Below are 17,957 nucleotides of genomic sequence, written 5' to 3'. Positions count from 1 at the left end.
AAAGTGCTTATTGTTGAACAATTTGAACTTTATTAAAGTACCCGCTGTTTTGTAAAGTTTCAATGATATCGACGCATAAGTTTGCAAAACTTGGTGGGTTTTGTTCAATCAAGTCATGAATGCGTACCATTTCTAGACCTGAATAGCCACATGGATTGATGGTATGAAAACCAGCTAAATCACAATTAATATTGAGTGCTAGTCCGTGATAACTGCGCCCACGACGAATTTTAAACCCCAAAGATCCTATTTTTCGCTCATTTACATACACGCCTGGTGCATCGGGTTTGGCATAGGCTTCAATCCCGTATTTTTTCAGTAACTCAATCATTAAGTTTTCTGCATAAGACACTAGGGTTCGCACATTCCAACCAAGACGATTTAAATCAAACATGAAGTAAGCCACCAATTGACCTGGACCATGCCATGTCACTTGCCCCCCTCGATCTGTCTGTACCACAGGAATGTTTGAAGGAATTAAAATGTGTTCTGGTTTGCCTGCTTGACCTTGAGTGAGTACATCGGGATGTTGTAATAGCCACAGTTCGTCAGGCGTTTCAGCCTCGCGCTGTTCAGTCAATTGTTTCATGTCCTGAAAGCGATCGGCATAAGGGGTAAGCTGATTAAATTGACGAATGATTAAAGTGGGTTTGAGTACAGCATCAGTCACGTCGACAGCATCCTTAACAAGATTTGAATGTGAGCTAAATTATAAGCTGAGCAGAGCCGGATAGGGAGATATATCTGAAATGGAATGAAAATTGATATAAAAAAACACGCAGTCCGCGTGTTTTTTTGAGTGCTTATAGTGCAGTTTTAATTAACGGGCAAGCCGCAAGATCTGCATATAACTGATGCACTTGCTCTAGCTCTTCAAAGCGTAATTGCGCAGTGAGAGAGTGATATTTACCTGTCCGTGATAGTTGTACTTGGATCGAATCACCATCAAATTCAGGGAAATGTTTCACTAAAATTTCAACGACTGCTATATGTAACTCAGTGCCAGCAAGACCAATGAGTTTAATAGGGTAGTCCATTGGGAACACCCAAAGATGTTCTTGTAATTCACGAGATGGTGTGCGGTCTAACATAGTCATGAGCGTCAGTCCCCCTTATTTCAAACGCCTGCGAAACTACAGGCGTTAGGTGTTGCTCTTAAATACATAATGGAGACAAGCGATAAAATTTCAAGTCTCCATCGTATCGGTATAAATTAGTCGTTTTCTAGGAATGAACGTAAATGTTCAGAACGAGAAGGATGACGTAACTTACGAAGTGCTTTAGCTTCAATCTGACGAATACGTTCACGTGTTACATCAAACTGTTTGCCGACTTCTTCCAAAGTATGGTCGGTTGGCATATCAATACCAAAACGCATTTTCAAGACTTTCGCTTCACGTTCAGTCAAGTTTTCAAGTACTTCACGCGTTGCTTCTTTAAGACCTTCTGAAGTTGCAGCATCGACTGGTGACGTGATGTTACTGTCTTCAATGAAGTCACCCAAATGCGAATCTTCATCATCACCAATTGGCGTTTCCATAGAAATCGGTTCTTTGGCAATTTTGAGGACTTTACGTACTTTAACTTCGTCCATTTCCAGACGTTCGCCTAATTCTTCAGGTGTAGGTTCACGACCCATTTCTTGAAGAAGTTGACGGGATACACGGTTGATCTTGTTAATGGTTTCAATCATGTGTACTGGAATACGAATGGTACGTGCTTGGTCCGCAATTGAACGAGTAATCGCCTGACGAATCCACCACGTTGCATAAGTTGAGAACTTATAACCACGACGGTATTCAAACTTGTCTACGGCTTTCATCAAGCCGATGTTACCTTCTTGAATCAAGTCCAAGAATTGTAAGCCACGGTTGGTATATTTTTTCGCAATCGAAATTACCAAACGAAGGTTGGCTTCAACCATTTCCTTTTTCGCACGACGCGCTTTTGCTTCACCCACAGCCATACGTTTAGAAATGTCTTTAATGTCTTTTACATTTAAGTCCAATTCTTTTTCGATGTCGGCAATTTTCTGTTGGAAAGCAAGCACATCAGGACGCACTTTTTCTAAATGCGCTTTATGTTCAGTTGGCGCTTTAGCAATTTGTTCATCTAACCAAGCAAAGTTTGATTCTTGACCTGGGAAAGATGTACGGAATTGAGTACGATCCATACGGCCACGACGAACTGCGTAGCGCATTACTTCGCGTTCAGACGTACGAATTTGGTCGTGAGTGCCACGAATCATTTCTGAAATGATATCAAATAGACGCGGAGTAAATTTGAACATCATAAACACAGTTGCAAGGGCTTCAAGCGCAGCTTTAGCCTCGTCGCTATTACGACCATGTTTCGCAATTACGGTTTTGGTTTGTTCCCACGCATTTGAAAGTTCTGAAAAACGTACTTTCGCAACTTCAGGGTCTGGGCCAGAATCACCTTCAGAATCATCATCACTTTCAGACTCTTCGTCTTCATCTTCATCATCAAGTTTGACATCTTTGGTTGACTTGCTTGAAGAGTCTGCAATTTCTTCAATTTCTTCAGCTTCTTCTTCCAAGACTTCTGGAATTTCTTCATCAGTTTCAGGGTCTAAATAGCCTGATAAAATATCTGCAAGACGACGTTCGCCTTCTAGAAAATCATTATATTCTTGTAAAACGACTTCAACTGCATTTGGCCAGTAGGCAATAGAATGCAGAACATCGCGAATACCTTCTTCAATACGTTTCGCAATGCTAATTTCACCCTCACGGGTTAAAAGCTCAACAGTACCCATTTCACGCATGTACATACGTACAGGGTCTGTGGTACGACCAGGTTCGTTTTCTACAGAGGCAAGAACGGCAGCAGCTTCTTCTTCTGCAACTTCATCGGCAGCTTCTGCATTGTCTTCGAACATTGTATCGTCAGATTCAGGTGCACGTTCGTGTACAGGAATACCAACGTCTTGAAGCATCTGAATAATGTCTTCAATCTGTTCGCTTTCAGTAATCGAGTCTGGGAGATGATCGTTAACCTCAGCATAAGTTAGGTAACCTTGCTCTTTGCCTCGGCTAATCAGAGCCGCTACTTGCGAAGTAGGGGAAGTCATATCGCTCATCTTTGCTTACTCTTTGTTGAATCTGTGACTGTGAAAAACCGTGCTGGATAGCTCAGTTTGCTTCATAAACTTATCTGTAAATTGCAATGTATCTCATCAGGAATAATCAGCAAATAAGCCGCCTGATAAAATATTTAATGTAAATTTAAGGATAAAGATGGGGGTGAATTTGTTATTTTCAAGTTCATCCCTTGCGTTCGTCAGTTCAAAATCCAACATTTGGAATCAAAAACATTTTGGATTTGATATTAAAAATACCACAAAACTAAAAGACGCAGGGTGGATTATATCATGCCATGAAATTGGTTAAAAATAAAGACCAAAATTCAAATAAAATGCAATAAATTTAAATAAAGCTTGACAAGATTTCGGAAGAACGATAAATAGCGCCTAGACCCATTATATTTTTATTCTGAGGTAGTTTGAGTGTCTTCAACAGATTTTGAATTAGATGATAACTACGGTGATGATGACGTCAATTTTGACGAAGCATCAAGCAAGATTAGCGCAAAAGAGTCGCTGGAAAAACGTCGATTAATTGATGACTTACTCGCACAACGCCGTTTAGAGCGCGAGTTAAAAGATTTTGATTACGATATAGACGATGACGACGATTTCGATGATGAGGATGATTAAAACTCACGATGAGAATCGTGTGTTGAAAATGTTATGATACGTCTTACAATTTTAAGCTTGGATATAAAATGAGTGCTTTAGATTTAGACCTATTGAGTGAATATCTAGATGGTGACCAAAATGAGCATGGTCTAGATTTCGCAGCGACTCATGGTTTTTTATGTGCAATTGCTGTTGGTCCGCAATTTGATCGCTGGTTAGATGAGCTTTTTGAAAGTAATCAGAAAAAAGTTCCTGCTGAGATTATTGCACAAGTCAAATCTTGGCTAGACAGTATTCGTCAGAATTTGGCGAATGAAGAAGGAATTGAATTTCCTTTTGAAATTGAAGAAGCTGATGTGGAATCAAGTTTAGGTGACTGGAGTGTTGGCTTTGTCGATGCGATGTTCTTAAATGAAGAAGCATGGTTTGCGCCAGAATACGAAGAACAATTGGTTGATTTAACTTTACCAATCATGGTGTTCAGTGGCATTGATGACGAAGATCCACAAATGGAATCTTTCCGTCGCAATGGTCAATTAATGGATGAATTGGCGGAAGAAATTCCAGACAATTTAAATGAAATTTATTTAATGTACCACACGCCAGCGTGATGTTGCATCTTGCGCTGCTACAATCGCGGCTCATGTATCACACACCAAACTAACCCTATAGTATTAAAAGAAAAGCACCGTCAGGTGCTTTTTTTATGTTAACAATGTACTGGAAGTCATCTAATTCATTTTGAGCTTAACGTGACGAGAGAGTTACATTAGGTGCTGTTTTCTTGCGATAAAGCTTGCATACCAACCATAGGCAAAATGAAAAATGATGCCATGTACTGCTATTAAGCACAGCATGATGAGTGCTGAAATACCTAGACCTGCTTCATCGGCAGCTTTTAAAATTTGCTCTGCATTGGGGTTCATCAGTACCAAGAAGAACACAAAGAAACTCGCGATGATAATGGCAATCGCACTACAGCCCCAAACCAATTGAATTTTTTCATCACTGCTAGGTAGGCGTTGTTCTTTTTTGACAAAATGACTTGCGCTTAGTAAGGCGGAAGCAATCAAAGCAGGAATTAGAGTAATTCCGCCTAACTGTAAACCAAAAATCAGAATAGCCACAAGAATCACTAAAGCGATACTGTAAATTGCAGCAAAATGTTTTAAATAATGCTTCATGTAAATCCTTAAATTAAATCAATTTAGTCTTTAAAATGTTGTTTTTTTCTCTGATATCTTCGATAGAAAATCCATAAAATAATGAGCAGGGCAATACCAAGCATCACATAGCCCACTTGGCTAAAAATTTGATGCATGAGTGCTTGATTTTCACCGAAATAGAAACCTACGCAAGCTAAGAAACTGGTCCAAATAATGGTGCCTAAGCTGCTGTAGAACATGAATTTCCAAAATGGCATCCGACTCATGCCAGCAGGAATACTAATCAAAGAACGGACAGCAGGGACCATACGACCAAAAAAGACGATACGGTGCCCGTAATGTTCAAACCAGTCTAAGGCAGTTTTAACATCGGTTGATTGAACAAAGAAATATTTGCCATATCGGTCAACGAAACGAAAGATGGTTGCATGATTAAATTTATAACCAATCCAATATAGAACTGCTGCGGCAACTAGAGAGCCGATACAACCCGCAATAATCACACCAATGAGCAGTAGTTCACCCTGTGATGCAGTATAGCCTGCGGAAGGCATAATAATTTCAGAAGGTATAGGGGGAAAAACATTATCGAGGAACATTAGAAGTGCGATACCTAGATAACCGAGTTGTTCCATGATGGATAAGACCCAATCTTTAAGTCCCATAGTGTTTTTTAATACAATTTGTATGTTGAAGCTTAGAATAATTGTTGTCCAAATAAATCTCAATGACTTATTAGTTAACGAGCCTTTGTATTGAAAATTTAGGTGTTAGTAGTCCTATATACGCATGTATAGAAGTAAGGATTAAGAATTATAATTAAGGGGTAGTTAACTCAATTTAATTGATTCATATTCATTTAAATTTAGTCATTTTGTGAAAGTAAGACCTATCTTATTTATTATTGTTGTATGGAATTATAAACAGAAAGGTCTGTATAATTACTGTTCCAACTTGCGCATATTTGCAACTGTGGATAAAAATATTTAATAGAGTGATCTCATGCATTTTAATAAAAAAACAACACCTAAACTTAGTATATTATTCTCAATACTTTTACTTACTGCTTGTGGAAGTAATAATGATCCATCAACGGACGTGGGAGTGAAACAATCTGATCAGACTGATAAAATCACATATAGTACAGTGTCAGGTACAGCATTTGCGGCATCTGCTTTAAAAGATGCAACGGTGACTGCAATATGTAAGGATGGTGTCGGTTTTAAAAATACAGTGATGGTTGACGAGGAGGGTAAGTGGCAAGGGGAAGTTGATAGTCGTAAATTTCCATGTCGTTTAGAAGTTAAGGCGAATGGAGAAAGTTACCATAGTTATATTGGTCAAGAGGGTAGTGTAAACATTAATCCCTTTACGGATATAGCGCTTACCTATGCAAGTACGCAAATGCCTGCCATATGGTATCAGTCTGGTATAATAACAGTGGATCAATTGAAATTAGCAAATTCAGCTTTAGTCGCAGAGTTGATAAAAAAAGAATATGCTCTTGATGGTAAAGTTGATGTCTTTAATACGATCACCGCAATAAATAATCCTATTCACCAAGCCATTCAAGCATTATTAGAAGCAATTCAGAGTGGTAAGAGTATTCAGGATTACAATGCATTATTAACTTTAGTTAAGGATGGTAATCTTGCTCAATTACCTATTAAGCCTGACAGCATAGTTGTTAGTCCGTTGAATCTTCAAGTAAACACAATAGCTTGCCAACAATATGAATCAGGTATGATAGAAAGATATAATTATTGTGCTTCTAATGTATTACCTGATTTTAAGGAAGAGCAATTAATTACACCTTTTGGTGAAAGATGTATTTTAACAAAAGAGGGAAGTTTACTTACTGTTAGTAATGGTAAAATAACAATATCTGCAATTATCAATAAAGATGAGGATGATGAAATTCCTACGAAAACTTCTGTTGGTACTTTATTTGTAGCTTCTAATAGCGTTTCATCGACTTTAGATGATGTTTTATATAATGTTGGAATTTCATTTTTTCCATCTGGGCAAATTAATGGTGTGACGGCAGGTAATGAAAAGGGAGAGTCTTTAGTGTGTGCAACAACAAAACCAAGCTCTTAATAAAAAAACAACAGTTGAAATTTATTTTTATATAGCTGATCTAAAAATAAGGTCATCGAAAAGATGACCTTATTTTTTAAATTAAAGGCGTTTACGTTTTGCCGCTGCAATTTGAGATTGGCGCATACGGAAACCATCTTTTTGCTTATCTGTGGTTTTGTCTACGCAATATTTACAAGACACACCATGTTCATAACTTGGCTCTTCCACTTCAGTTGGAAGTAATGGCCAACCACATGCGTGACATTTAATATTTTGACCTTCTTCAACACCGTGAGTCACCGCTGTACGACCGTCAAATACAAAACATTCGCCTTCCCACATGCTTTCTTCAGCTGGGGTTTCTTCTAAATATTTTAAAATACCGCCTTTCAGGTGATACACCTCTTCAAAGCCTTCTTGTAAAAGCAAAGAAGTCGATTTTTCACAACGAATACCACCCGTACAGAACATCGCAATTTTCTTATCTTTATGCTGTTCAAGGTTTTTCTTTACGTAATCTGGAAATTCACGGAAAGTTTCAGTTTGAGGATCAATCGCACCTTTAAAAGTACCTGCTTTATATTCGTAATCATTACGCGTATCAATCAGAATCACGTCATCACGTGCAATTAGGTCGTTCCATTCTTTTGGGTCTAAGTAGTGACCAACTAAATCACGTGGCTTAACTTCTACGCCTAGAGTGACAATTTCTTTTTTGAGTTTGATTTTCATTTTACGGAATGGTTTTTCAGAGCTGGTTGACTCTTTATATTCCATTGCGTTAAAGCCTTCATTTAATAGAAATTGATGTATAGCATCAATTGCTACACGGTCACCCGCAACGGTACCATTAATTCCTTCATCTGCAACAATTAGAGTACCACATAGGTTGATAGAGTTTACCAAGTCTAAAAGACGCTGTTGTAAATCAGCAGAATCTTGAACTTCTTTGAATTGATAAAGTGCGGCAACAACCCAATCAGCGGTCGCTTGCTGTTCTACAGGTGCAAGCTGTTCTACAGTAGCGTTCATGGAGTACTCCAAATATAAACGATAGGACAAAATTTAAGGCGCATATTTTAGCGCGAATTACTGTAATAAGCGAGAAAACCCGTCAAGAATTATGGTTTTTAAATTAGGTGATAAACGGTATGATGCTTAAGCAACTTTAATTGAAAATTGATGGAATTAAATTTTGTTTTTTAGTGTTTATCTATATGATTTTAGGAGTTTATTTTGAGTAATGATCGTCGAATCGCTTCACTCACGCCATGTGCAGGGCGTTGTTCTACGGTCTTTGGTGATGCAGTTTGTCGGGGATGTCGTCGTTTTAATCATGAAGTCATTCAGTGGAATACTTATTCAACAGTGCAGCAAAATGCAGTTTGGATCCGTTTAGATGCTCAATTGGATCAGATTCTAGTTCCCATGCTACCCTTTGCAGATTTACGACATGTCGAAGGTTTTGTCTTGTCGAAGCGAGTACGGTTGCGACCAGAAGCCTCTAAAGGACGTAAGTTATATCATGCCCTGAAAATTTGTGAAAAAAACAAAAATTTTACTCAAGAAAGTGGTTTGGGTATTACTGAACAGCAAGTGAAAGCTTTGTGGCAAGAGTTTGAGCGTCGCGTGTTGGCATTGGCAACTGCAAGTTATGATCTGGCATTTCTCCGTGCTGATGGAATTAGTCATAGCTTATTACGTGATGATGAAGAAGATTAAAACGCTCGCTTTATTTTAATGTGTATAAAAGAAAGTAATGACTTGTGAATTATATTGAATACTTTTTATATTGTTTTGCTGTTGTAATTATGATCGCTACACCTGGGCCCGTCATGCTATTGGTAGCAAGTGCGGGTTTAAAAGGGGGCTATCGTCGTGCCTTACAAACCATTTTTGGTACGAATCTGGCTTCTCTAATTTTAATTGCTGCTTCCATTGCAATTCTAAAAGGCTTCTTAACCATTAGCGAGCAATGGTTTAATGTCGTTAAGATTTTGGGTTGTCTGTATATTGTTTATTTGGGTATACAAATTTTAAGAGAAGTTTGGCAGGGCGATGTAGGTGCTGGAAATACCTCGAGTACAGTTGCAAATGGTGGATTTAAGCAAGGTTTCCTTGTTGCCATTTCAAATCCTAAAGATATTATTTTCTTTGCGTCTTTTTTTCCACAATTTGTACAGATTACGCCAAATTTAAATTTGAGTTTAAGTATCCTGACTGTAAGTTGGATTGCACTCGATTTTGCGACACTATCATTTGTATATTTAATGTTTAATCGCTTTTCACGTTCCAAGATGTATCAGCATCTATTGGCTTGTTGTGGTGTGATTTTAATTGTTGTCGCACTTTATGGTATTTATGCCACATTGTTTTAAATATGATTCTTGATCAAATTAAAAAAGTCCCAGTTTGAAGACTGGGACTGTGTCATTTATACGTGATGAGCTAAGCGATATTGCACCAATTCTTCAATGGTAATGACCGTAAGTTGATGCGTTTCTGCATAAGCCAGAACTTGAATACCAGAAGCCATGCTGCCATCTGGATTAGTCAATTCACATAAAACGCCAGAAGGTTTCAGTCCCGCCAAACGGGCAAGGTCTATTGTCCCTTCAGTATGCCCACGACGGCTGAGGACACCGCCATCACGCGCACGTAATGGGAATACATGACCAGGACGATTTAAGTCACTAGCAACTGCACCAGTACGTGTTGCCGCTTGAATGGTAGTTACACGATCATGCGCAGATACACCTGTAGTCACTCCTTGAGCAGCTTCTATGGTGATTGTAAATGCAGTTTTAAATTGGCTAGAGTTATCACTCACCATAGGTGGTAGTTCTAAATGGTCTGCGAGTTCGTTGGTGATGCAAAGGCAGACAATACCAGAACCGTCACGAATCATACGCGCCATGGTTTCGACCGTTAACGTTTCTGTTGCAATGATTAAATCAGCTTCATTTTCACGATCAAAATCATCCATCACCAAAACAGGTTTACCTTGGCGAATGTCAGCTAATGCTTGTTGAATACGCTGTTCTGCTGGGGGAAGTGCTGAAAAAAAGAGTTCGGGTTGAATTAAACTAGACATTGAAACGCTCGCGTAAGTTGAAGATACGGTTGAACATTTCAGGACTTTGAAAAATTGGCGTAGCAATAAATGATCACAAACTTACGCCTGAGACTTTATTGGTCACGTCGTCTTCTTTCATCCGGACTATACCGTCGGCTTTGGCTTTGAACCAAATCTGCATGTGGCTTTAAAGGCTACACGCTCGTGGGCTTGTTCTCAGTGTTCAATACTGGAACTTACCACCGGTGGGGAATTTCACCCCGCCCTGAAGCGATGTGTCGCTAGTATAAACTTTTTTACAGAAAATGTGATATTTCATCTAACGTTAGCATCATCATTATTTCTGACAATGATTGCAATAAATTCGCTAAGCATATTGAGAAGGGATGTGGTGAATGGAAAGAACCTGATCGCAATAAAAAAGCTCGCGATTTGCGAGCTTCTTATTTATCTTATGCCACTTGAACTGGAATACAGTTTGCAGTGTGATTGACTGTATTGTCTGGGTTGGCATAGACCAAACGAGGTTTGTGCGCATTGGCTTCTGCTTCGGTAAATGCACCAAAAGTTGCAATGATCACAAGATCACCAACATCCGCTTGGTGAGCAGCACCGCCGTTCACAGAAATAATCCCAGAATTGTCTTCACCGCGAATTGCATAAGTTGCGAAACGTTTACCGTTGGTCACGTTCCAAACATGGATTTCTTCGTATTCACGAATACCAGCTAAATCCATTAACACACCATCAATTGCACATGAACCTTCATAATGAAGTTCAGCATGGGTAACTACAGCGCGGTGAATTTTGCATTTTAGTAAACGAGATAGCATAGCGAGCGTCTCCTGAGTGGACCTAAGACCTTTATCTTTTGTTTGAATCAATCGCGTCTTACAAGATTAGTAATCGGCAAAAAACGCATTCTGCTCTGAAATGAACAACATGGCAAGAACGATTGTTTAACAATTCAAATAAATTCAGTTGGGTTTATAAGCATTGATTTGATTCATTGCTTGCTGAATATCACCATTCACGAGTAACTTGAGTCGTGATAGTGCATGATCGATTGCATCATCCATTAAACCTTGTTCACTGCTTGGCGCTTTGCTAAGCACATGTCCAGAGACACGTTCTTTAGAACCAGGATGACCAATACCAATACGTAGACGATGAAAATTTGGACCGAGGTGTGGAACAATGTCACGCAATCCATTATGACCACCATGACCACCGCCAGTTTTGAGGCGAATGACACCTGGGTTCATATCAAGCTCATCATGGGCAATTAACATTGCTTCAGGAGCAACTTGATAAAATTTGCAGAAGGGAACAACACTTTTGCCCGAAAGGTTCATAAAGGTTGTTGGTAAAAGCAGACGAACGTCTTGACCTTCGATATTACCACGACCACTTATTCCATGGAATTTGGGATCGGCTTTTAATGTAATGCCATATTTTTCTGCAATGCGTTCTACAAACCAGAAGCCTGCATTATGGCGGGTTTGGGCATATTCCTTTCCAGGATTACCCAAACCAACAATTAGCGATATATTAGCCACTAATTACACCATTCAACACTTATGCGCGTTTGAAGTCAGCGTGCATAGGTGTATTTTTAGCTGGGTGACGTTGTAACGCTTGGATTTTAACGTTTTCAACTTTGTCACCAACTTTGATTTCAACAACTTCTTCAAAGAAAGCGTTGTTTTCTAAAGCTTTAACAAGCTCACGAAGTTCTAAAGTAACGGCTACAGGTTCAGCGTTACCACCGTAGATGATTGCTGGAACTTGTGCAGCATGACGAAGGCGGCGGCTCGCACCTTTCCCTTGGTTAGCTGCTTCACGTGCTTGTGCATTTAATACGAAGTTTGCCATGATAGACATCCTTAATTTAAGTTTATTAAATAAACTAGATCTGCGACCGACCTAGTGAGACAAAGCCCTGCACTGGGCAGGGCTTTGGAATTCTAGCGCTATATTATAGATAACTATCGAACATTGCGCTAATAGATTCTTCGTTGTTAATACGACGAATTGTTTCAGCAACCATACTGGCAACCGAAACTTGGCGAATCTTACCAAGCTGTTGTGCTTCTTCAGAAAGTGGAATTGTATCTGTAACTACGAGTTCGTCGATGACAGAGTTTTTCAAATTCTCAATGGCTTTGCCTGAAAGTACAGGGTGAGTTGCATAGGCAACAACACGGCGAGCACCAAAAGTTTTCAGTGCATCAGCAGCTTTACATAAAGTACCCGCTGTATCTACCATGTCATCAACAATGACACAATCACGACCTTTCACATCACCAATCAAATGCATCACTTGTGATTCATTCGCTTTTTGACGACGTTTATCGATAATCGCAAGGTCAATATCACCCATTTGTTTAGCAACAGCACGAGCACGAACTACACCACCAACGTCTGGAGAAACAACCATGAGGTTGTCATGAGACTGTTGGCGTAAGTCAGCAAGTAATGCTGGAGTGCCATAAATGTTGTCTACAGGGATATCGAAGAAACCTTGGATTTGGTCTGCATGTAGGTCGATCATCACAACACGGTCAATACCTACAGTAGTCAGCATGTCTGCGACAACTTTTGCAGTGATTGGAACACGAGATGAACGAGGACGACGGTCTTGACGTGCATAACCGAAGTAAGGAATGACAGCAGTTATACGACCAGCACTTGCACGACGTAAGGCGTCTGCCATCACTAAGATTTCCATAAGGTTATCATTAGTAGGCGCACAAGTAGGTTGTACGACAAATACGTCTTTACCACGAACATTTTCAGTGATTTCTACAGCAATCTCACCATCAGAGAAGGTTGAAACTGAAGCAGCACCTAAAGGAATGTGCAAATGGCTTACGACTTTTTGAGCGAATTGTGGATGAGCAGTTCCACTAAAAACGACAAGATTGGGCATGAAGCACCCTTGGCGGTTGGTGTGTTTGAAATTAGATGGCAGGGGCGGCTGGATTCGAACCAACGGATGGCGAGATCAAAACCCGCTGCCTTACCACTTGGCGACGCCCCTAATGCGGCAGAACTTTAATATTTTTGCGCGTTCATGTCAAGGTAAATTAACAAGAAGATGCAAAGTGTTGTTCTGTCTTTTAAGCTTGAAATTGGCAGGGGCGGCTGGATTCGAACCAACGGATGGCGAGATCAAAACCCGCTGCCTTACCACTTGGCGACGCCCCTAAATTTGATGTGTGTATATGGCAGGGGCGGCTGGATTCGAACCAACGGATGGCGAGATCAAAACCCGCTGCCTTACCACTTGGCGACGCCCCTAATACATACATCTACAGGTGAAATTGGCAGGGGCGGCTGGATTCGAACCAACGGATGGCGAGATCAAAACCCGCTGCCTTACCACTTGGCGACGCCCCTATTGAACTTTAAAATGACGTAATGGAGATTCATTTAAACTGTTTACCAAGTAAGCTTTACATGGTGCATGTTCAAGAATTTCATTTACGTGCATTTCAGCAGTTACTTCAGTAAAAACACAAGCACCTGTACCTGTAAGTTTTGCAATACCGAACTGATCTAAATATTGCATCGCTTCATTGACTTCAGGATATAGACTTCTTGCCAAAGGTTCAAAGTTATTTCCAAAGTCAGATGGCTTTATCTGATAGGCGCAAAATTTAGATGGCTTCGAGTTTCTTGTCAACGTTTTTTGTGAAAAAAGCAGTTGAGTGCTGATAAAACAATCAGGTTTTAGCACTATGTACTGTTTTTGATCTAAGTTGATGAATGTTAAGTGTTCACCGATGCCTTCTGCCCATGCATTTTGCCCATGTACAAAAATAGGCACATCAGCACCAAGTTTTACCCCCAGTTCAGCCAATTGTTCAATTGTTAAGCCACACTGCCAGAGTTGGTTCACAACAATAAGGGTGGTCGCAGCATTAGATGATCCACCACCGAGTCCTGCACCCATCGGAATTTTTTTTTCAATTTTGATGTTTAAGCCAGTGAGATGCTTTGCCAACGGTTTTAACATCTGTGTGGCTTTGTAAATTAAATTCTGCTCCAGATCGACGGCATTTAAGCCTTCGATCTGAATGTCATTTTGCTGAGTAGGTTCAAATTCCAACCAATCGCATAAGTCTATCAGTTGAAAAATACTTTGCAGCTCGTGATATCCATTTTCACGACGTCCAGTGATGTGTAAAAACAGATTGAGTTTTGCAGGAGAGGGTACGCGAATCATAGCCAGCCAGAATTAACGGTTTTGAATCAGCATTGTAATACGATTTTCTTTACCAGATTCAAGTTCTTGTTTCAGAACTAATTTATTGGGTAGTTGAGCAGTATCGTTATAACTAAGGTCGACTTGCCAGCCATCTTCAATAATTTGTTGCGGGCGATTCGCTGCATCCTTATTAATTTGTGCTTGTAGTGTTGCTGGTCGAGCCTGTACCCAGTCAATTAAATGCGTAATGGGCGCTTGCCAACCTGTTGCCTGTTCTAGCAGTTCTTCTGGCGTAGCGGCTTGAATTAAACCAGTTTTCGCACTATTGAGGCTTACAGCACCGGGCTGTCCAGTAATTTGAGTTTTACCGACACCAAGAATACCACTGAGTTCGATATCAAATTGTTGCTGTTGTTGCTGCCAAGTAAAAAAAGCACTACCCGATTGCTGCGGTGTACGCACGCCAATTTTACCTTGTAAATTAAAATGATTCTGTTCAGCAGCATTTGGGCTTTCCGCAGGAATTTGCGGTTTGGTAAATTGCTGACAACCGGTTAGGAATAAAACACTACTGGTGAATACGGTCAGACCGACTTTTGAAAATACACGCATCAAAATCAATTAGCTCTTTTTCATATGTTGAGGTAACAGTAACGAACTCAGTTGTTCCAATTGAGGATCATTTGGATGTTTTTGTTTTAATTGTTGTAACACAGTACTAAATTCAGTAATTTTTCCTTGCATATATAATGCTTTAGCATATCGAACTCCTATTGAAATACTATTGCTTAAGGTGTAAGCCCTGCCAAGCACTTGTGCGGAAGTTTCAAAGTCATTTTGTAGATAGGTGATGTAGCCTAGCGTATCCAAAATAGATGCTTGATCGGGGGTGTATTCTAATGCGAGTTCAACATAATGCCGTGCATCATCTAAACGCCGATTTTGTAAAGCAAGTGTATAGGCATAAGCATTTAAATAGGTTGGGCTATTCGGTTCAATTTCCAATAAGCGATTGAGGAGTTGTTCTAACTTAACACGGTCTTGAAAGGGATCGAGCAATAACACTTCTGCATAAATCAAGTCAGGATCATCTGGCAGATTTTTAATGGCTTCATCCAATAAACGACGGGCCGCCTTGATATTGTTCATGCGTTTTAAAATATCGGCTTGTGCCTGATAGAGGAAACTGGCGTGTTGTGGGTAATTGACCCGTTCCTGGGTCAAAAAACGTAAGGCATCTTGTAGCTTGTTTTGCTGTGCAAAAATATTAATCATGCTGCGTCTAGAGACAGGATAGAGGTTGCCATCAACTAAGCGGTAGTAGGCTTTGGCTGTTTCAAAGTGCTGCTTGCGTTCAGCATTGACGGCCAAATAGTAGTAGGCATCATTTTGATATTGGGCTGAATAGCGTAGTTCGACCAAAAATTTTTCCGCATCTTCATATTGTTTTAAGTCAATACTGGTCAGACCTGCTAAAAAGAGTGCTTCTTCTTGCTTAGGCCACTTCTTTAAGATGCTTTCGAGCTTTTTAAGCGCAGTATCAGATTGATTTAATTTAATTAAATATTTGGCTTCTGCGAGTCGAACTTCTAAATTGTCACGATGTTTACGGCTAGATTTATCATACCATTTCAAGGTTTCTTGTTCGTCACCCAAGACAGTCAACAAGTTGGCTTTCATGAGAATAAAGCCTGTGACTTTCGGGCGCTTGCGTAAGGCACGGTTAATGGTAATTAATGCTTGATCAAATTGACCATTTTGCGCTTCTAAACCAGCGATCAGCACCAAAATGGATGGATTGTCCTTTTCTTTACTGGTAGACAAGGTCTTGAGCAAGACTTCACGGTCAGTTTGTGATTCAGGTGAAATACCCGCCAAAATTTGCTCTAAATCCGCATTGGGATCAATCATTAATATTTTATCGAGTGTTTCTGCTGCCAGCTCGTATTCATGCGCTTTTAAGGCGATATGCGATAAATAAAATAGGGCGGGCACATCTTCGGGTTCTTGTACCACCCAGTGTGTCGCAATATCGAGTGCTGCTTTTAAGTCATCTTGTTCCAACGCAATATTGAGTGCGCGTTGTTTCACTAGAGTAGAATTGCTGCGAATGGCTAGAACGGTGTAGTTGTGCAAAGCGGTTGGAATATCGTGATAAGCCAAAGCAAATTCGGCAATCATGCTTTGTTTTATGGCATTATTATTTGAATTTGCATGATAAACAACCTCTGATGCTCTTACATGAGTACCAGAAGCCATGCTACCAAGCAGTAAGAATGTGGTAGAATACTGCTTTATCGTCGTGCCGTTTATACGGCTGTTTGTTTGACGCAATTTTTTCTTGATCCAAGTAATGCTTTTTATGACACCGATGTTGCACAATAGCATAAATTTAGTGAATTGATGATTTGATATGTCTTTCTTTGCATTGGGGGTCAACCATCAAACCGCGTCAGTAGCGTTGCGTGAGCAAATTGCATTTAATGCTGAAAAGCTTAGTGTATTGCTTGCTCAGCAAAGTCACAACTCTGAATTAAATGATTTGGTGGTTGTGTCGACGTGTAACCGCACCGAGGTTTATGCCATATCTGAGAATGCGGATATGGTACTCAGTTGGCTCGCCCAAGCAAATCATTTAGATGTTAAGCAATTAGTCAATCATGTCTATCGTTATGAAGATGCGCAAGCGGTGACGCATTTAATGCGGGTGGCTAGCGGGCTAGACTCTCTAATGCTCGGTGAACCGCAAATTTTAGGGCAGGTAAAATCTGCACTGTCTTTAGCCAAAGATGCACATACGGTTTCAGGTAATTTAAATCGAATTTTCGAATATGCTTTCTATGCTGCAAAACGCGTTCGTTCAGAAACAGCGGTGGGAAGTCATGCTGTTTCAATGGGGTATGCCGTTGCGCAGTTAGCCTTACAAGTTTTTAGCCAACCTGAAAAAATGACCGTGCTGATTGTCGCGGCAGGTGAAATGAATAGCTTGGTTGCAAAACATTTGGCGGAAATGGGGGTTGGCAAAGTACTGATTTGTAACCGCACCCGTGAGCGTGCCGAATTGTTAGCTCAAGAAATTGCCCATCAGGTTGATGTTGAGATTATTGATTTTGCAGCGTTGGCTGAAAACTTATACCGTGCAGATGTGATTTCAAGCTGTACGGGAAGTTTGCATCAGGTTATTTCCTATCAAGATGTGAAGCGTGCCTTAAAGAAACGCCGTTATCAGCAAATGCTCTTGGTTGATCTTGCCGTACCGCGTGATATAGAACCTAAAGTCGAATCTTTAGATGGTGTTTATCTCTACGGTGTGGATGATTTACAGTCGGTTATTGATGAAAATCTTGCGCAGCGTCGTCAGGCGGCTGTTGAAGCGGAAGTGATGGTGAATCAATTAGCCATTGAGCTGATTACCCATGAACGAGTCAATGAAGCGGGTGAAACCATTCATCAATATCGCCAACATGGACATGAATTACAACAAGAAGAATTGCAATTGGCTTTGTCTCGCTTAGAAAAAGGGGAAAATGCTGCACAAATTATGCAAGATTTTGCCCATCGTTTAACGCAGAAATTGCTACACCCAACCTCTATTGTGTTACGTGATGCAGCCAAGGCAGAAGATCCTGCTTATTTTGAACAGTTGCAGCAAAGTTTAACCAATGTTGCAGCGCATCGACGTAAAGCTAAAAAATAAAT

Annotated in this window: 20 protein-coding genes, 4 tRNA genes and 1 riboswitch; of the genes, 6 read left to right on the top strand and 18 right to left on the bottom strand. The window is 40.1% G+C overall.

All coding sequences use genetic code 11. From position 1 onward, the window contains the following. Positions 1 to 7: 7 nt before the first annotated feature. From lipB to rpoD, 3 genes are all read right to left on the bottom strand, one after another. Positions 8 to 670, bottom strand: a complete 663-nt coding sequence (lipB, locus tag M5E07_RS12035; protein WP_252219500.1) for a lipoyl(octanoyl) transferase LipB — start codon at positions 668 to 670, stop codon at positions 8 to 10. A gap of 133 nt (positions 671 to 803) precedes the next feature. Then, positions 804 to 1,091 (bottom strand): YbeD family protein, encoded by a 288-nt coding sequence (locus M5E07_RS12030; RefSeq protein WP_252223807.1) that lies wholly within the window; start codon positions 1,089 to 1,091, stop codon positions 804 to 806. A gap of 122 nt (positions 1,092 to 1,213) precedes the next feature. Then, positions 1,214 to 3,103: an RNA polymerase sigma factor RpoD gene (gene rpoD / locus M5E07_RS12025; RefSeq protein ID WP_116759875.1), complete on the bottom strand. Its 1,890-nt coding sequence runs from the start codon at positions 3,101 to 3,103 to the stop codon at positions 1,214 to 1,216. Between the two features lie 426 nt (positions 3,104 to 3,529). Between rpoD and M5E07_RS12020 the strand changes: the two genes are divergently transcribed. After that, positions 3,530 to 3,739 (top strand): PA3496 family putative envelope integrity protein, encoded by a 210-nt coding sequence (locus M5E07_RS12020; RefSeq protein WP_116759873.1) that lies wholly within the window; start codon positions 3,530 to 3,532, stop codon positions 3,737 to 3,739. 68 nt (positions 3,740 to 3,807) lie between these two features. Then, positions 3,808 to 4,332, top strand: a complete 525-nt coding sequence (locus tag M5E07_RS12015) for a YecA/YgfB family protein (RefSeq protein ID WP_116759871.1) — start codon at positions 3,808 to 3,810, stop codon at positions 4,330 to 4,332. A gap of 153 nt (positions 4,333 to 4,485) precedes the next feature. Here M5E07_RS12015 and M5E07_RS12010 read toward each other — a convergent pair whose 3' ends face one another. Next, entirely contained in the window at positions 4,486 to 4,905 is a 420-nt protein-coding gene (locus M5E07_RS12010) for an ABZJ_00895 family protein (protein ID WP_252219497.1), read from the bottom strand. Between the two features lie 23 nt (positions 4,906 to 4,928). Further along, positions 4,929 to 5,522: a DedA family protein gene (locus M5E07_RS12005; protein WP_416253369.1), complete on the bottom strand. Its 594-nt coding sequence runs from the start codon at positions 5,520 to 5,522 to the stop codon at positions 4,929 to 4,931. 367 nt (positions 5,523 to 5,889) lie between these two features. Between M5E07_RS12005 and M5E07_RS12000 the strand changes: the two genes are divergently transcribed. After that, entirely contained in the window at positions 5,890 to 6,987 is a 1,098-nt protein-coding gene (locus M5E07_RS12000) for a hypothetical protein (RefSeq protein WP_252219492.1), read from the top strand. 81 nt (positions 6,988 to 7,068) lie between these two features. Here M5E07_RS12000 and trhO read toward each other — a convergent pair whose 3' ends face one another. After that, positions 7,069 to 8,001 carry an oxygen-dependent tRNA uridine(34) hydroxylase TrhO gene (gene trhO, locus M5E07_RS11995; RefSeq protein ID WP_252219489.1) on the bottom strand — a complete coding sequence of 311 codons (933 nt, stop codon included), beginning with the start codon at positions 7,999 to 8,001 and terminating at the stop codon, positions 7,069 to 7,071. Positions 8,002 to 8,205: 204 nt separating this feature from the next. On the opposite strand from trhO, the gene M5E07_RS11990 reads away from it, so the two are divergent. Beyond that, on the top strand, positions 8,206 to 8,691 hold the full coding sequence (locus M5E07_RS11990; RefSeq protein ID WP_116759863.1) for a DUF1289 domain-containing protein: 486 nt from the start codon (positions 8,206 to 8,208) through the stop codon (positions 8,689 to 8,691). A gap of 44 nt (positions 8,692 to 8,735) precedes the next feature. Then, a complete protein-coding gene (locus tag M5E07_RS11985) occupies positions 8,736 to 9,347 on the top strand; it encodes a LysE family translocator (RefSeq protein WP_252219486.1) in 612 nt (203 codons plus the stop codon). Positions 9,348 to 9,403: 56 nt separating this feature from the next. Here M5E07_RS11985 and ribB read toward each other — a convergent pair whose 3' ends face one another. From ribB to M5E07_RS11925, 12 genes are all read right to left on the bottom strand, one after another. Further along, positions 9,404 to 10,063 (bottom strand): 3,4-dihydroxy-2-butanone-4-phosphate synthase, encoded by a 660-nt coding sequence (ribB, locus tag M5E07_RS11980; protein ID WP_252219483.1) that lies wholly within the window; start codon positions 10,061 to 10,063, stop codon positions 9,404 to 9,406. A gap of 105 nt (positions 10,064 to 10,168) precedes the next feature. Then, positions 10,169 to 10,321, bottom strand: a riboswitch (FMN riboswitch). A 176-nt stretch (positions 10,322 to 10,497) separates the two neighbouring features. Next, positions 10,498 to 10,878: an aspartate 1-decarboxylase gene (gene panD, locus M5E07_RS11975; protein ID WP_016165796.1), complete on the bottom strand. Its 381-nt coding sequence runs from the start codon at positions 10,876 to 10,878 to the stop codon at positions 10,498 to 10,500. Positions 10,879 to 11,022: 144 nt separating this feature from the next. After that, the gene (gene pth, locus M5E07_RS11970; RefSeq protein ID WP_116759857.1) at positions 11,023 to 11,604 is read right to left on the bottom strand and encodes an aminoacyl-tRNA hydrolase; all 582 of its coding nucleotides are present in this window, start codon (positions 11,602 to 11,604) and stop codon (positions 11,023 to 11,025) included. Between the two features lie 19 nt (positions 11,605 to 11,623). Beyond that, a complete protein-coding gene (rplY, locus tag M5E07_RS11965; protein ID WP_116759855.1) occupies positions 11,624 to 11,920 on the bottom strand; it encodes a 50S ribosomal protein L25 in 297 nt (98 codons plus the stop codon). A gap of 103 nt (positions 11,921 to 12,023) precedes the next feature. Next, entirely contained in the window at positions 12,024 to 12,977 is a 954-nt protein-coding gene (locus M5E07_RS11960) for a ribose-phosphate pyrophosphokinase (protein WP_116759853.1), read from the bottom strand. Positions 12,978 to 13,013: 36 nt separating this feature from the next. Next, a tRNA-Gln gene (locus M5E07_RS11955) sits at positions 13,014 to 13,088 on the bottom strand. Positions 13,089 to 13,180: 92 nt separating this feature from the next. Beyond that, a tRNA-Gln gene (locus M5E07_RS11950) sits at positions 13,181 to 13,255 on the bottom strand. A gap of 18 nt (positions 13,256 to 13,273) precedes the next feature. Continuing rightward, positions 13,274 to 13,348, bottom strand: a tRNA-Gln gene (locus tag M5E07_RS11945). A 24-nt stretch (positions 13,349 to 13,372) separates the two neighbouring features. Continuing rightward, positions 13,373 to 13,447, bottom strand: a tRNA-Gln gene (locus M5E07_RS11940). Then, positions 13,446 to 14,276 carry a 4-(cytidine 5'-diphospho)-2-C-methyl-D-erythritol kinase gene (ispE, locus tag M5E07_RS11935; RefSeq protein WP_252219480.1) on the bottom strand — a complete coding sequence of 277 codons (831 nt, stop codon included), beginning with the start codon at positions 14,274 to 14,276 and terminating at the stop codon, positions 13,446 to 13,448. Before ispE ends, M5E07_RS11940 begins: the two co-directional genes overlap by 2 nt. A gap of 12 nt (positions 14,277 to 14,288) precedes the next feature. Then, entirely contained in the window at positions 14,289 to 14,870 is a 582-nt protein-coding gene (gene lolB / locus M5E07_RS11930; protein ID WP_116759849.1) for a lipoprotein insertase outer membrane protein LolB, read from the bottom strand. A gap of 9 nt (positions 14,871 to 14,879) precedes the next feature. After that, a complete protein-coding gene (locus M5E07_RS11925) occupies positions 14,880 to 16,592 on the bottom strand; it encodes a tetratricopeptide repeat protein (RefSeq protein ID WP_252219477.1) in 1,713 nt (570 codons plus the stop codon). Between the two features lie 79 nt (positions 16,593 to 16,671). On the opposite strand from M5E07_RS11925, the gene hemA reads away from it, so the two are divergent. Then, positions 16,672 to 17,955 carry a glutamyl-tRNA reductase gene (gene hemA, locus M5E07_RS11920; RefSeq protein ID WP_252219474.1) on the top strand — a complete coding sequence of 428 codons (1,284 nt, stop codon included), beginning with the start codon at positions 16,672 to 16,674 and terminating at the stop codon, positions 17,953 to 17,955. The last annotated feature ends 2 nt before the right edge of the window (positions 17,956 to 17,957 follow it).

Origin of the sequence: Acinetobacter tibetensis, from assembly GCF_023824315.1 — a bacterium.
GTDB lineage: Bacteria > Pseudomonadota > Gammaproteobacteria > Pseudomonadales > Moraxellaceae > Acinetobacter > Acinetobacter tibetensis.
This window is presented reverse-complemented; position numbering and strand designations above follow the sequence as displayed.